The sequence below is a fragment of the Corynebacterium sp. NPDC060344 genome (assembly GCF_042725215.1).
Lineage (GTDB): Bacteria > Actinomycetota > Actinomycetes > Mycobacteriales > Mycobacteriaceae > Corynebacterium.
Genome location: NZ_JBHXCS010000004.1, coordinates 125,158 through 139,381 on the forward strand (window position 1 = coordinate 125,158; position 14,224 = coordinate 139,381).

Below are 14,224 nucleotides of genomic sequence, written 5' to 3' on the forward strand. Positions count from 1 at the left end.
ATCTTCTTGAGATGGATGCTCGCCGCCGACGACCCGGATACGCCGAAACCCGCCGCCCCAGGGGAGGGGACGGCGGGTTCTTCGGAGACGCTGTGCAGGCCGCTCAGGGGTGCGTGCCCGCGCCGAGGTGGTTTAGGCCTCGTCGTGCTTCAGCTTCAGCAGATCGCGGTCCTCGAGGTTCTTCGGCAGCATCAGCAGCGCGATGAACGCCGGGATGGTCAGGCCGATGAGGTAGATGGAGATCATCCAGGCCTGGCCGGTGGAGTCGAGGATCATCTGGGAGATCATCGGGGCGAACGCGCCGCCGAGGATCGCGCCGAGGGCGTAGGCGATGGAGACGCCGGAGTAGCGCACGTCGGCGGGGAACATCTCGGCGTACATGGCCGGCTGCGGGCCGAGCGTCAGCGCCAGCGGCAGCGACAGCAGGGCGATGGCCAGGATGTAGAGCATGGCGTTGCCGGAGTCGATGAGCAGCCACATGATCGCCTCGACGAGCACCAGCAGCACGTAGCCGATGATGAACGTGTTGCGGCGGCCGATCTTGTCGGACCAGGCGCCGGCGATGAACATGAAGATGGTCCACAGGATGCCGCCGACCAGGGTGCCGGTCCACGCGACGGCGGGCGACAGCCCCAGCGTCTTCTGCGCGTAGGAACCGAGGAAGGCGATGACCAGGTAACCGGCGGCCTGCTGGGCGGCGAAGATCAGCGCGCCCTGGATGACCTTGCCCCAGTGCTTCTTGAACAGCAGCGGCAGCGGCGCGGAGCGCTCGGCGGACTCGGCCTGCATGGCCTGGAACACCGGCGACTCGTCGACGAGGCGGCGGATGGCGTAGCCGATGACGACGAGCACGACGGACATCAGGAACGGGATGCGCCAGCCCCACTCGAGGTAGTTCTCGGTGCCGACGATGCCCATGGTGACGAGCATGACCGTGGTGGCCAGCGTCAGGCCCAGCGGGACGCCGGACTGCGGGAAGGCGCCGAAGAAGCCGCGGCGGTGGTCCGGGGCGTACTCCACGGACATCAGCGCCGCGCCGCCCCACTCGCCGCCGGCGGAGATGCCCTGCATGATGCGCAGGAGGATCAGCAGGATGGGTGCGGCGATGCCGATGGTGTCGTACGTCGGCAGCACGCCGATGAGGAACGTGGCCACGCCCATGCCGATGAGGGTGAACACGAGGATCATCTTGCGGCCGTAGGTGTCGCCGAGGTGGCCGGCGATGACGGCGCCCAGCGGGCGGAACAGGAAGGAGATGCCCAGGGTCGCCCAGGCGATGATCTGCGCGAACTGCGCGTTGTCCTGCGCGGCCGGCTCGAGGTAGAGCGGGGCCAGCACGATGCCGGCGGCCTGCGCGTAAATGAGGAAGTCGTACCACTCGATGGTGGTGCCGATGAGCGTGCCCGAAAGGACGCGCTTGCGCTGCTTCGGGTCAGCGGCGATGAGTGACGTGGTCATTGGGTCTCCGGTTTTCGGATTCGTTCTGGCGCGGTTATCGGCCCGGGCGGCGGATGCGCGTCGCGAGCGGATCGTATTTTTGCACAGTGCCCCGTCACCCGGCAGCTCGTTTGGTTTCCGGATGAATCGGGGATTCCGGCGGCGGGGGTGGCCATTTCCGGTGTTTGCTTGACCCCGCGGCGGTGCCGTCCGGGGTGATTTCGGGCGAGTCGGGCATCGTCACAGGTGCCGGGGGTGCTCACTGGGGGTAATTCAGCTGCTTTCCGACGGGGGCACCCGTTCGGCCCCGTTCCCATTACCTGCGGGGATCCCCGGATGTCCTACGTCGAATAAGTACATAAGTGTGCGCCACCAATGATTTTCGCAGCGGCAAAAGAGGGGCCTGAGTGGCTGCTGTGACGCAAGTAATGCCGACGATCACGGATTGGCAACGGTCTGATTGCGGGCCGGTCTGGGCTGGGCTCCCGATGGTCGGCGGGGGTGGCATTCAGGCACCCCATTGCGGGGGTGGAGAATCGCGTGCGGCACCCGAACGTGCCCGAATCCACGGGAAAAACTCAGCGGCCCGGGACCCGGTCGGTGGCCCAGCGCTCAATGGGCCGACCGCGCAGGGGTGAGGCCACCCGGCGGCTACCGGTTCCGCCGCCGTCGATTGCGCACCGGGGCGACCACGGGGCCATCGGGGCGGTGGAGGATCTCCACGTTCGCGCCGTAGACCGCGGCGATCCGGTCGGCGGTGAGGATCTCGTCGGGGGCGCCGATGCAGGACAGCGAGCCGTCGTGAAGCAAAGCCACCCGGTCCCCGTGCTGGCCCGCCAGCGTCAGATCGTGCATCGCCGCGACGACGGTGAGGCCGTGCCGCGCGCGGACCTCCTCCACGAGCTCCAGGACGTCCTGGGCGTGACCGATGTCGAGGGCCGACGTCGGCTCGTCGAGCAGCAGGATCGACGGCTCCTGCGCCAGCGCACGGGCCAGCGTCACCCGCTGGCGCTCGCCGCCCGACAGCTCGGCGACGGGGCGGTCGGCGAAGCGGGTCAGGTTGAGGGTCTCCAGGCTCGCGTCGGTGACGGAGAAATCATCCGCCTCGAACGCCCCGCCATGCGGGTGGCGCCCCAGGTGGACGTACTCGCGCACGCGCATGCCCTCCGGGATCACCGGCACCTGCGGCATCAGCGCCACCGTGCGCGCCAGCTCGCGGCGGCGGCGCGTCGCGGCGGGGGACATCGACCGCAGCGAGTGCCACGGCCCTGACCCGCCGACGATGTCGTGGCCGGCCAGCGTGATCGTGCCGGCCGAGGGATCGAGCACCTGCGCCAGCGAATGCAGCAGCGTCGACTTGCCGCAGCCGTTGGGCCCCGCCAGCGTCAGCCAGCCGCCCGCCGGCACCGAGAAGGACACCCCGGCCACCGCATCGCGCCCGGCGCCGTCGTAGCGCACCCTGACGTCGCGGCACCGGAGGGCGTCGATGGCCCGCTCTTCGGCGGCGACGCGGGAGCGCACGGGATCGGTCATGCCCCGGCCCTCCCCACGCGGCTGAACCGCCGCAGTATGAACAGGAAGAACGGCGCGCCGACGGCGGCGGTGACCACGCCGACCGGCAGCTCCGACGGCGCGAGCACCGTCCGGGCGATGGTGTCGGCCAGCAGCAGGAAAATGGCGCCCCAGATCAGCGTCAGCGGCAGCAGCAGCCTGTGCCCCGGCCCCACCACCAGCCGCAGCGCGTGCGGGACGATGATGCCCACGAACCCGATCAGTCCGGAGACGCTGACCACCGCGGCGGTGCCCAGCGTCGCCACCGCCACCAGCGCCAGCCGCGCCGTCGCCGGATCGACGCCGAGGGTGCGGGCCTCCATGTCGCCGACGGTCATGACGTCGAGCACCCGCGCTGCACCGAGGATGGCCACCCAGCACAGCACCGCCGGCACGAGCACCAGCGCCACCGACCCCCACCGGGTGACGCCCAAGTTGCCGAGCATCCACGAGTACACCCGCTGGATCGTGTCGATGTTGCGCTGCTGGATGAACGTCTGCGCCGCATTGGCGAACGCCGCCACGGCCACGCCGGCCAGCACCACCACGGTCGCCGACGCGCCGTGCCCGACGCCGCGGCTGACCATGTACGTTGCGCTGACCGCCGCCACGCCGCCGACGAACGCCGCCACGACGACGCTCGCCCCGCCCGCGCCGAATCCGACCGCGGCGCCGGCGACGACGGCCACCGTCACGCCGAGCCCGGCCCCGGAGGACACGCCCAGCAGGTACGGGTCGGCCAGCGGATTGCGGAACACCGCCTGGTACGCCGCCCCCGCGATGGCCAGCGTCGCGCCGACGACGATGCCCATGGCCACCCGCGGCAGGCGGATGTCCCACAGGATCGCGTGATCGCGGGCGGCGAGGTCGCCGACGCCGATGAGCTCGCGGGCGACGTCGGCGGGCGGCAGCCGCACCGCGCCGGTGAACATGGACAGCAGCGCCGCGCCGAGCAGCACCAGCAGGGACACGGCGATGGCGGCCAGGGCGGGCGGCCGCTTTACGACGCGCTGGCGCTGCTCCCCGGTCATCGTCGTCATCGTGGGCACCGCTCGATCGGTCAGGCGCCCGCCGCGGCGGGGATCTGCGCGCCGCGCAGCGCCTCGGCGATGGACTCGAAGAACTTCGGCAGGCGCGGGCCCCAGCGCGACGCCAGGTCCTCGTCGAGCGCGGTGATGTTGCCGTCGCGCACGGCGGTGATCTGGTCCCAGCCCGGGCGCGCGGCGACGTCGTCGGCGGTCATCGACTCGGAGGTCGCGTTGGCCAGGAAGATCAGGTCCGGATCGGCCTCGACGATCGCCTCGGCGCTCAGCTGCGGGTAGTCCGAATCGCCGGTGGCGATCGACGACAGCCCGAACTCCGAGTACACCGCGCCGAGGAAGGTCGCGTCGGTGACGGAGTAATGGTCGGACGACACCTCGTGGTAGTACGTCAGCCCCGCATCGCGCAGCTCGGCGGGGATGGAATCGACCGCCGCGCGGATGTCGGCGGACATGTCCTTGACCACCTCGGCCGCGTCGCCGACGTGGCCGGTTTCCGCGCCGAGGGTTTCGATCTGCGAGTACGCGCCGTCCAGGTCGGTCGCCGCCGGCAGGACCAGCACCGGCACGTCCGCCGCCTCCATGCCCTGCATCAGCGAATCGTCCTCGGTGGACACGACCACCAGATCCGGGTCATGCGACAGGATCGACTCCACGTTGGGGCGGTGGCCGTCCAGGCCGTCGACGACCGGGGCCTCGGCCGGGTAATAGGAGAACTTGTCCACCGCGACGACCTGGTCGCCGGCGCCGATGGCGAACAGCGACTCCGTGGCCGTCGGCGACAGGCTGACGATGCGCTCCGGGCGTTCGCCGCCGGCACCTGCACCTGCACCGGCTGCGTCGCCGGCTCCGTCGGTGGCACCGTCGCCGGCGCAGGCGCCGAGCGCCAGGGCGGACACCATCACACCGGCCAGGCCGGCGATCAGGTTCCGGGATCGGGATCGTGAGAACATGGGGCTCCTCGGAAGAATCGGGCGTGAAAAAGCCGCCGCGGGGTTTCCGGGATTGGTCAGGTGATCGCCGGGTGCGGTCGTCGTCAAGCTTAGCCAAGCCGGCCACCGCCCAGGCGCGGGGGGATCGGCGCCCCGCAACCCCGATCGGGGCGGGCCGGCGACCGTTCGCGGCCAAATTGCGATGCAGTGGGCGGGCGGTCGTAAAGTGTGCCGCATGTCACGCAACGAAGGAGCGGCCGCGCGCCGCAGCCCCATGCCGCCTTGGCTCCTGGTCGCCGTCGCCGTGTTCGCGGTGGCCTGGGGAGGCAACCAGTTCACGCCGCTGATGGTCATGTACCGGCTCAACGGCGACCTTGACCTGGTCTTCGTTGACCTTCTCCTTTTCATCTACGCCCTGGGCATCGCCCCGGCGCTGCTCATCTCCGGCCCGCTGTCCGACCGCATCGGCCGCAAGCCCGTCATGCTCGCGTCGCCGGTGTTCTCCATCATCGGGTCGGTGCTCATCGCCGCCGGCGAGACGACCGGCCCGCTGCTGCTCATCGGCCGCGCGCTGTCGGGCGTCGGCGTGGGCATCGCCATGGCCGTCGGCGGGTCGTGGGTCAAGGAGCTGTCGCACGAGCGGTTCGACCCCACCGCCAAGTCCACCTCGGGCGCCAAGCGCCAGTCGATGGCGCTGACCCTGGGCTTCGGCATCGGCGCCGGCATCGCGGGGTCGCTGGCCCAGTTCGCCCCGCTGCCGGGCCAGCTGCCGTACATCCTGCACATCATCCTCACCGTGCCCACGATCATCGCCATGATGGTCGTCCCCGAAACCCGCCAGTCGCCCCACCTGGCCGGAGGCTCCCGCGAGTCGATCTGGCAGTCGCTGCGCACGCCGTCGGTGAAGAGCCCCCGGTTCCTGCTGGTCGCGGCCATGGTCGCGCCGTGGGTGTTCGGCGCGGCGGGCGTGGCCTACGCGATCATCCCGACGCTGATGCAGCAGGAGGTCGGCCAGCCCGTCTTCTTCTCGGCGCTGGTGACGTTCTTCGCGCTGCTGTTCGGCTTCGGCATCCAGCAGTTCGGGCCGCGCATCGCGTCGGAGACGTCGGCGCGCGGGTCGCTGGTGGCCATGGGCATCGTCGTCGCGGGCATGGGCCTGGCCATGTGGATGTCGGCGTCGCCGACGATCGTCAGCGCCGTCATCGCCGCGATCGTGCTGGGCATGGGCTACGGCCTGTGCATGTTCACGGGCCTCAACGAGGTCCAGCGCATCGCCGGCCCGCGCGACCTCGCCGGCCTGACCGGCATCTTCTACTGCCTCACCTACATCGGCTTCGCGTTCCCGGCGATCCTGACCAAGCTGTCCGAGTCCGTCGAGTGGATGACGTACCCCGTCATGCTCGGCGCCGGCATGGTCATCGCGGTGGGCATGGCGGCGGTCATCGCGGCCAATTCGCGGCGCGGGCTTCCTGCTTGACGACGCCGACGCGGCTGCCGCAGGAGCGTCGTAAAGCACCCGCCGTGGGCGTACCATGCGGTGCATGACCGCCGAATCTGCAGAGACGACCGCCACCACCGCCTTCCCGCCCAGCCGCGCGCTGGTGACCGGCGGTGCGGGGTTCATCGGCTCGACGCTGGTCGACCGGCTGCTGGCCGACGGGCACTCGGTGGCCGTCGTCGACGACCTGTCGCACGGCAAGCTGGCCAACCTCGACGGCGCGCGGGCGACCGGCGCGGACAGGTTCGAGTTCATCGAGGCCGACGTCCTCGGCGCCGACTGGGACGAGCTGCTCGAGCGCGTGCGGCCCGAGGTCATCTTCCACCTGGCCGCGCAGATCGACGTCCGCGAATCCGTCGCCGACCCGGTCCACGATGCGGAGCTGAACATCATCGGCACCATCCGCATCGCCGACGCCGCGCGGCGCCATGGCGTGCGCAAGATCGTGTTCACGTCCTCCGGCGGGTCGATCTACGGCACCCCGGATTCCTTCCCAGTCGGCGAGGACCAGGACGTCCGCCCGCTGAGCCCGTACGCCGCGTCGAAGTCGGCCGCCGAGCAGTACCTGAACATGTTCCGCCGACTGCACGGCCTGGATTGCTCGCACATCGCGCCGGCGAATGTGTACGGGCCGCGGCAGGATCCGCACGGCGAGGCCGGCGTCGTGGCGATCTTCGCCCAGCGCCTGCTCGCCGGCGAGGGCACCCGCGTGTTCGGCGACGGCGGCAACACCCGCGACTACGTCTTCGTCGGCGACGTCGTCGACGCCTTCGTGCGCGCGGCGGGCACGGCGGGGTCGGGGATGCGGTTCAACATCGGCACCGGCGTGGAGACGTCCGATCGCCGCCTGCATTCCCTCGTCGCCGAGGCCGCCGACGCCGCCGACGACCCCGAGCACGCCCCCGCCCGCCAGGGCGATGTGCCCAGGTCCGCGCTGGATCCGTCGCGGGCGCGCGAGGTGCTGGGCTGGGAGCCGGGCGTCGACATCGCCGAGGGCGTCCGCCGTACCGTCGACTACTTCCGCGGGTAGGCGGGCGGCGGGGGCCGGACGGGGCCGCGATCGGCCCGGCGCCACGCAGGGTGCGTGACGACGGGCCGGCGAGAAGCGTCGCAAACTACTACCACCGCCGGACAAAAGCCCAGGTCGGCTTTCAGTGGCGAATCGTTTTGTGGTCGCTTCACACCATTGGGTGGCGTGGGTGTGCGATCGGCCCGTCGTAAAGCAATCCAGACCGGCCCGCACTGCCGATCCCCGCGCCAGTCCGGCCCGCACAGCTGCTTCCCGTCCGGCCCGGCCCGATCGGGCCCGTCGCCGGCCTGAATTGCGGGCATCGCGGCCCCGAATTCGCCCAGCGCAGCCACACGCTGGGTGAACGCCGGTATAACCCCAGGACGGAGAATCGTATGGCTGCAATATGCAACTAACTCCCGGGCGCGGGCGCGTGGGTGCGGGACGGGAACGGCCCGGCGCCACGCGGAGTGCGTGACGACGGGCCGGCCGGGGAGTCGAGCAATGAAGTTGTGGGCAGCCGCGCAATAGTAGTGAGCGGCCGAGGAAGGCCGGGCGATGAAATTGCGTGGAGCGGCGGGGGCTACTGCTGGGCGCGCTCGGCCTTCATCAGCTCCAGCTCGATGGTGTCGCGGAAGTTCTGCTCCGGCAGCGCACCGGAGATCGGGGTGGTGCCGATGACGAACTGCGGGGTGCCCTGCACGCCGATGCTCTGCGCGTAGGACGTCGACTCCTGCACGGCCTTCTCCCAGGTGCCGTCGTCGAGCTGCTTCTGGAAAAGCTCCATGTCCTCGACGCCGGCGGCGCGGGCGGCGTCGGCGAGCTCCTCGACGGTGAACTCCGGATGCCCGTTGCCCTTGGCCACGGCGGCATCGAAGATGGCCTTCTGGAACTCCCAGAACTTGCCCTGCGCCGCCGCCGCACGACCCGCCTGGGCCGCCTGCGCCGCGGCACCCGAGGCCGCCGAGTCATTCCACTCGATCCGGACCAGTCCCGAATCGACGTAGTCGGCGACGAGATTCGGCTGCGTCTCCACCGCGTAGCGCGCGCAGAAGGGGCACTCGAAGTCGGAGAAGAGGGTCATCACCACGGGCGCGTCCACGGCACCGAGGGCGAACGGGTCCGCCTCGTCGCGGCGGTGGACCTCGGAAATGTCCTCCATCGTCGCGATCGCCGCGCCCGCTCGGGGGCCGACGATGCCGGCGTCGTACGTGCCGTCCTCCTTGGCCACGGGGCCGCCGTCATTGGAGCCGGCGGACGCCCCGGCGAGATTCACGCCGTCGTTGCCGCCGCCGCCCGGGCCGAATCGGTCGCCGGCGATGAACGCCAGGCCGCCGATCAGCAGCAACAGCGCGGCGAACCACACCCACAACGCCGGCGGGACGGTCTTCATGGACCGAGTATCGGCGGGCTGGTCATTGGCAGCGTCAGTGTCGGCGGCCTCGGCATCGGCGGCCTCGGCATCGGCGGCCGCGGCATCCGCAGCATTCGCATCGGTCGCCTCAGCGTCGGCCGGGTCGACAGGCTCGGAGCCGTCGCCCACGACGGCGCGGACGTCGGAGTTGGCGTCGACGTGGCCTTCGGCGGGCGCTTCGCCCGGCTCCTGGCCCCACCCCAGTTCGGTGGGCTCGTCGGGCGTGCGGGGGTCGGCGTCGTCGGGTCGCGTCATGGCGACCATTGTGCAGGGTGGGGTGGGGGAGGGGTGAACCGGGGCGTCGTCAAGCGGAATACGCTCAGCGTTCGGCGGGCTCCGAGTCGGGGGTCACCGCAGTCTGCAGGGCCACCGCGCGCGCCAACCGGGCGTAGCGAAGCTCCTGCTCGCGGAAACGGATGTACGAGCTCACCGTGGTGAACACGAACGCCAGCACCAGCATGTACAGCAGCAGGTCCGTGCCGCGGGACACGCCGACCCAGTTGGCCACGACGGTCAGGTCGTCGGGGCGCACGATGGCCCACACGCACGCGGCGAGGAACAGCAGGAACCCCAGCTTCACCCCGGCCTTCGCCCGCGCCTTGCGGCGGTTGGACACGAAGTACCAGACCAGGGCGACCATCGCCGCCAGCAGCAGGATCTGGATGATCGTCGCGGTCACGGCAGCCTCCTGGCGATGAGCGAGTCGGAGAGGATGTTGACGCCGTTGAACAGCGACTGCCCCTTCGACATGGAGTATTCGGTGTACAGGATGTCGACGGGCTGCTCGGCGACGCGCCAGTCGCGCTCGTCCATGAGGTTGACGAACTCGGAGGCGTGGCTCATGCCGTTCATGCGCAGGTCCGTCTGCTCGGCGACGGTGCGGTTGAACGCGCGCAGCCCGTTGTGCGCGTCGGTCAGCCCCAGGCGGCGGGTCTTCGCCGACAGCGCCACGACCGTCTTGAGCACGATGCGCTTGATCAGCGGCACCTGGTCCTCGTCCGACTTGGGCCGCCCGAAGCGCGTGCCGACGACGATGTCCACCGGCTCGGTCCGCAGCCTGCGCACCATCGCCACGACGTCCTTGACCTGGTGCTGGCCGTCGGCGTCGAAGGTGACGAAGTACTCCGCGCCGGCCTGCGCCCGCGCGTACTCGATGCCGGTCTGGATCGCCGCGCCCTGGCCCAGGTTCACGGGGTGGTTGACCAGGTGCGCGCCGGCGGCGTGGATCTCCGCCGCCGACTCGTCGCGCGAGCCGTCGTTGACGGCGACGATGTTGGGGAACGTCTGCAGGGCGTTTTCCAGCACGCCGCGGATGACGGTGGCCTCGTTGAAGCAGGGGACGATGAGCCAGGTGTCGGCGAACTCGCCCGGGTGGGGGCGGTCGGCGGCGGTCCCGTCATCGAGGGGGGCTGCGTTGTGGTCCATGATGGGGCTCATCGTAGCGGGTGGCCGGGGTTATCGGCTGTGGCACGCTGGGCGGGGCGCGGGGGTTTCCGGGTGTGTCACCTGCGACGGTGGAACAGGGTGCGGTAGGCGCGGCCGAGCAGCCCGGTGGGCAGGGCGCGGAACGCCGAGCGGGCGGCGAGGTTGAACGCGGCGCGCGGCCGGGACACCAGGCCCAGTTCGACGAGGGTGTCCTGCATGCGCTTTTCCGACGCGAAGATGCCGGTGGCGCGCCGCCGGTCGAGCATCCCGGTCGTGCGGAATCGCGTCAGCGGCTCGGGCAGGTTCACGAACCGCGCGCCGTCGGCCAGCAGCCGCGCCCACAGGTCGTAGTCCTCCATGTACGGCGCGTTGCGGTAGCCGCCGACCCCGCGCACCCGCGCCGTGCGGAACATGACGGAGGGGTGGTTGACCGGCGAATTGATCCGCGCGTACTTCGCGATCGCCTCGTGGCTTGCCGGCAGCGCGCGGATCCCGGTGACCTCGCCGCCGCGGTCGTCGTCGAACTCGGCCACCGCGGTGCCGATGACATCGGGGCTGTTGCTTGGCTCGTTTTTGCTTAACGACGCCCCGGCGTTCCCCTCCGCCACCCGCAGCTGCTCCTCGAAGCGCGTGGGCTCGGCGATGTCGTCGGAGTCGAGGCGGGCGCACCATCGCTCGCCGATGAGTTCCAGCCCCGTCTGCGATGCGGGCCCGGAGCCGCGGTTGTCCGGCTGCGGCCGGTAGTCCAGTTCGGGGTGGGCGGCGGCGTGGCGGGCGATGACCTCGTCGAGGCCCGGGGTCAGCGGGCCATCGCCGATGAGCACGACGCGGCGCGCCGGGACGGTCTGGGCCCACAGGGACTCCAGCGCTTCGTCGAGGTGGGCGGGATCGACGCGGTGGTAGACGGTCATGAGCACCGCGAGATCGGGGCGTTCGGCGTGGTCGGGGCGCGGTTCGGTCACGGCTTCACCATATCGGGGCCAGCGACGGCGCCGGGACCGGCGCCGTGGCCGGTGACGGTGCCGGTGCCGGGCGCCGCCGGTGCGCCGTCCGGCACGACGGCCTTGAGCACCACCAGGTGGAAGATCACGCCGAGCGTCGGGCCGACCACCAGCGCGAGCACGCTGCGCAGTTCCAGGGTGCCGGGGCCGAAGAGCACGGCGGTGGCAACGATCGTCGCCAGCAGCCACCCGAGCAGGTACGCGCGGTGGCGGCCGACGGCCAGGGTGACGGCGCCGGTGACCATGAGCACCGCGGTGAACGTGGCGCCCAGCGTCAGGCCGGCCAGGGTGCGGCCGGGCACGAAGTAGTCGGGCTTGAGAATGGCCTCCAGGATCCACGGCCCGATCAGCCACGCCAGCGCCGAGCCGAATAGTCCGAAGGCGAACAGCGCGCCCAGCGGCTTGGCCAGCGCGGCCAGCGGCCCGCCGTCGCGGTGGACGAAGTGAACGATGATGGCGTTCTGGAACTTCTCCAGCGGCATGAGCAGCGGCGCGCGCGTCAGCGTCACCGCGTAGGCGATGCCCGCCGCGGTCACCGCGCCCAGCGCCCCGGCGCCGTGGTCGGCGCTGATCTTGACCAGCGTGGGAAAGCCCGTCACCAGCACGGCCGAGGCGCCGGCGGCGCCCATGGCGGTGATCATCAGCGGGATGAAGCGGCGCACCGGCACGTCGGCGCGCAGCGCCATCGCCCGGCGGGTGGCCGGCGACACCGCGGCCAGCAGCAGCCAGCTGGCCGTGCCGATCACCGTGATCCACAGCCACGCGCCCAGCCCCCACCCGAACCACCAGGCCAGTGCGGCGGGCCCGACGCGGACGACGATGTCCAGGATGATCAGCGCCGCATACTGCCCCCACAGCTTCGCGCCGGACAGCACGCCGGACACGGTGGCCTGCATGGCGTACATGGCCAGGCCGCCGGCCATGAGCAGCACCGCGAGCACGTGATCGTCGTGGACGACCAGGTCGACCCACAACGGCCCGGACGCCGCGAACAGAGCAAACGTCACCGCCGCGACTCCCGCGGCGACGGCCATCGGCCGGGCGCGGATCACGGGCCCGTCGCCGCCGGGTGCGGGGCGGGCGGAGGGGGACGCCGGGACGTCGTCAAGCGAGGCCCCGCCCCCGGGCCGCAGCGACGAGCCCACCGCGCGCGTGGTCTCCTGCATCAGCCCGCCGAGCACGCCCGTCATGGCGAAAAACAGGCCCCAATAGGCCACGAACTGGATGTTGACGTCCGTGGCCAGCCCCCACGCCGACAGGAACAGGATGGCGAAACTGCCGGCGGCGGCGACGAGCGTCGCCAGGGTCAGCCACTTCACGGGCGCGCCGCCGGGTCGACGGGGAACGGCGGCAGCTCGGCGCGGCCGACCCACTCGTCGAAGATCGCGTCGAGGTGCGAGGTGGTGATGCCCCGCTCCCGGCAGAAGCGGTTGGCCAGCGCGCGGAAATCGACGGCGTCGACGACGGAATGGCGGTTCTTCGCCGTCCACGTGCGCACGAACTCGAAGAACGCCTCATCGCCGAAGAGCAGCCGCAGCGCGTGGACGGTGATGGCGCCGCGCTTGTACAGGCGGTCGTCGAACATGTCGACGGGGCCCGGGTCCGCGATGCGCAGGTCCTGGGGCTTGGCGACGAGCTGGTCGTAATGCTCCTTCGCCGACTCCTCCGCGGTGGGGCCGCCGTTTTCCTCCGCCCAGATCCACTCGGAGTAGCAGGCGAAGCCTTCGTTGAGCCAGATGTCGCGCCACTGCGACAGGCCCACGGAGTTGCCGAACCACTGGTGGGACAGCTCGTGGGCGATCAGCCGGTTCCACGTGTCCTTCCCGTCGGCGTGGTTGGCGCCGAAGATGGACAGGCCCTGGGCCTCGAGGGGGATTTCCAGGTTGTCCTCGACGATGACCACGCGGTAGTCGGGGAAGGGGTACTCGCCGAACAGTCGGGCGTAGACCTCGAGCATCTTCCCCTGGTCGCGGAAGTCGTGCTTGACGCGCTGGACCAGGTGCATCGGGGCGTAGGCGATGACGGGCGCGACCTCGCACGGCAGCTCGACCCGGGAGTACTGCCCGATTTGGATGGTGACCAGGTAGGAGGCCATCGGCTCGGCGGAGGTGAACGTCCACCGGCGGCGCGACCCGCCGACCTTCTGCGGCGTCGACGGGCGGCCGGTGGCCACGACGGTGTACGGCGCGTCGCAGGTCACGGCGATGTCGTAGCGGGCCTTGGTCTCCGGGTCGTCGTCGCAGGGGAACCAGCTGGCGGCGCCGATGGGCTGCGAGGCGATGAGCGACCCGTTGGTCAGCTCCTCCCAGCCCAGCTCGCCCCACTTCGACTTCACCGGCCCCGGGTTGCCGGAGTACCGCACCGTCAGGTTCAGGGTCTCCTCCGGCTCGAGCATCCGGTCGAAGGTCACGCGCAGCTTCCGCCCGGACTGGCGCCAGCGGGCGACGCCGAGCTCCGAGTTGCGCACGTCGGTGTCCGCGTCGACGGAATCGACGCCGAGGACGTCGGCGAAGTCCAGCGTCAGTCCCTCGATGTACGCGTTGACCTCGATGTGCAGCACGGCCGTCGCCTTCAGGCGGTTCGGGCCGACGCGGTAGTCGAGGTCCAGGTCGTAGTGGTCGACGCGGAAGCCGAGGTTGAACGGGATGCCGGTGTAGTCGTTGGTCGGTTGCACGTCACTCACTGTAAACGGGCGGGCGCGACGGGGCGTCGGGCGGGCGAAAAAGACTGCTTTGCGACGCCGGCGTTTCTCCGACAATGGCTACCGATATAGGTTGCGGCGACAAGTTATCGGAGTATCGTCGCGCCCCGTATGTAATACCTGCCCAATCGAATGGGGCGCTGTGGCGTCCGGCCTCAGTTGAGCGTTCGTTGACCCACCGAGAAAGGTGCATGTGATGTCCCGAGTCCTGTTGTT

Annotated in this window: 12 protein-coding genes; 2 read left to right on the forward strand and 10 right to left on the reverse strand. The window is 70.7% G+C overall.

Features of this window, described 5'->3' with window-relative positions:
* Positions 1–132: 132 nt before the first annotated feature.
* The 4 genes from ACFWGD_RS06900 to ACFWGD_RS06915 all read right to left on the reverse strand — a co-directional run bounded on the left by ACFWGD_RS06900 (position 133) and on the right by ACFWGD_RS06915 (position 4,981).
* Positions 133–1,458: an MFS transporter gene (locus tag ACFWGD_RS06900; RefSeq protein ID WP_377777868.1), complete on the reverse strand. Its 1,326-nt coding sequence runs from the start codon at positions 1,456–1,458 to the stop codon at positions 133–135.
* Between the two features lie 630 nt (positions 1,459–2,088).
* Positions 2,089–2,970 (reverse strand): ABC transporter ATP-binding protein, encoded by an 882-nt coding sequence (locus tag ACFWGD_RS06905; RefSeq protein WP_377777869.1) that lies wholly within the window; start codon positions 2,968–2,970, stop codon positions 2,089–2,091.
* Positions 2,967–4,019 carry a FecCD family ABC transporter permease gene (locus tag ACFWGD_RS06910; protein ID WP_377777870.1) on the reverse strand — a complete coding sequence of 351 codons (1,053 nt, stop codon included), beginning with the start codon at positions 4,017–4,019 and terminating at the stop codon, positions 2,967–2,969. The genes ACFWGD_RS06905 and ACFWGD_RS06910 overlap by 4 nt, the downstream gene beginning before the upstream one ends.
* Before the next feature lie 29 nt (positions 4,020–4,048).
* Positions 4,049–4,981, reverse strand: a complete 933-nt coding sequence (locus ACFWGD_RS06915) for an ABC transporter substrate-binding protein (protein ID WP_377777871.1) — start codon at positions 4,979–4,981, stop codon at positions 4,049–4,051.
* A gap of 214 nt (positions 4,982–5,195) precedes the next feature.
* On the opposite strand from ACFWGD_RS06915, the gene ACFWGD_RS06920 reads away from it, so the two are divergent.
* Together ACFWGD_RS06920 and ACFWGD_RS06925 are read left to right on the forward strand one after the other, a co-directional pair.
* Complete coding sequence (locus ACFWGD_RS06920; protein WP_377777872.1) at positions 5,196–6,437, forward strand: MFS transporter; 1,242 nt, start codon at positions 5,196–5,198, stop codon at positions 6,435–6,437.
* 64 nt (positions 6,438–6,501) lie between these two features.
* A complete protein-coding gene (locus ACFWGD_RS06925; RefSeq protein WP_377777873.1) occupies positions 6,502–7,488 on the forward strand; it encodes an NAD-dependent epimerase/dehydratase family protein in 987 nt (328 codons plus the stop codon).
* A gap of 562 nt (positions 7,489–8,050) precedes the next feature.
* Here the strand turns inward: ACFWGD_RS06925 and ACFWGD_RS06930 are convergent.
* The 6 genes from ACFWGD_RS06930 to ACFWGD_RS06955 all read right to left on the reverse strand — a co-directional run bounded on the left by ACFWGD_RS06930 (position 8,051) and on the right by ACFWGD_RS06955 (position 13,990).
* Entirely contained in the window at positions 8,051–9,136 is a 1,086-nt protein-coding gene (locus tag ACFWGD_RS06930; protein ID WP_377777874.1) for a thioredoxin domain-containing protein, read from the reverse strand.
* 64 nt (positions 9,137–9,200) lie between these two features.
* The gene (locus tag ACFWGD_RS06935) at positions 9,201–9,560 is read right to left on the reverse strand and encodes a DUF2304 domain-containing protein (protein WP_377777875.1); all 360 of its coding nucleotides are present in this window, start codon (positions 9,558–9,560) and stop codon (positions 9,201–9,203) included.
* Positions 9,557–10,306 carry a glycosyltransferase family 2 protein gene (locus ACFWGD_RS06940; RefSeq protein ID WP_377777876.1) on the reverse strand — a complete coding sequence of 250 codons (750 nt, stop codon included), beginning with the start codon at positions 10,304–10,306 and terminating at the stop codon, positions 9,557–9,559. The genes ACFWGD_RS06935 and ACFWGD_RS06940 overlap by 4 nt, the downstream gene beginning before the upstream one ends.
* A gap of 77 nt (positions 10,307–10,383) precedes the next feature.
* Positions 10,384–11,268, reverse strand: a complete 885-nt coding sequence (locus ACFWGD_RS06945) for a glycosyltransferase (RefSeq protein ID WP_377777878.1) — start codon at positions 11,266–11,268, stop codon at positions 10,384–10,386.
* Positions 11,265–12,626, reverse strand: coding sequence for a hypothetical protein (locus ACFWGD_RS06950; RefSeq protein WP_377777879.1), 1,362 nt, complete (start codon positions 12,624–12,626; stop codon positions 11,265–11,267). Before ACFWGD_RS06950 ends, ACFWGD_RS06945 begins: the two co-directional genes overlap by 4 nt.
* Complete coding sequence (locus ACFWGD_RS06955; protein WP_377777880.1) at positions 12,623–13,990, reverse strand: M1 family metallopeptidase; 1,368 nt, start codon at positions 13,988–13,990, stop codon at positions 12,623–12,625. Before ACFWGD_RS06955 ends, ACFWGD_RS06950 begins: the two co-directional genes overlap by 4 nt.
* Between the last annotated feature and the right edge of the window lie 234 nt (positions 13,991–14,224).

Coding starts and splice junctions, on each gene's coding strand:
- ACFWGD_RS06900 (WP_377777868.1), bottom strand. CDS start 1,458: ATGACCACGTCACTCATCGCCGCTGACCCGAAGCAGCGCAAGCGCGTC.
- ACFWGD_RS06925 (WP_377777873.1), top strand. CDS start 6,502: ATGACCGCCGAATCTGCAGAGACGACCGCCACCACCGCCTTCCCGCCC.
- ACFWGD_RS06940 (WP_377777876.1), bottom strand. CDS start 10,306: ATGGACCACAACGCAGCCCCCCTCGATGACGGGACCGCCGCCGACCGC.
- ACFWGD_RS06915 (WP_377777871.1), bottom strand. CDS start 4,981: ATGTTCTCACGATCCCGATCCCGGAACCTGATCGCCGGCCTGGCCGGT.
- ACFWGD_RS06910 (WP_377777870.1), bottom strand. CDS start 4,019: ATGACCGGGGAGCAGCGCCAGCGCGTCGTAAAGCGGCCGCCCGCCCTG.
- ACFWGD_RS06930 (WP_377777874.1), bottom strand. CDS start 9,136: ATGACGCGACCCGACGACGCCGACCCCCGCACGCCCGACGAGCCCACC.
- ACFWGD_RS06920 (WP_377777872.1), top strand. CDS start 5,196: ATGTCACGCAACGAAGGAGCGGCCGCGCGCCGCAGCCCCATGCCGCCT.
- ACFWGD_RS06905 (WP_377777869.1), bottom strand. CDS start 2,970: ATGACCGATCCCGTGCGCTCCCGCGTCGCCGCCGAAGAGCGGGCCATC.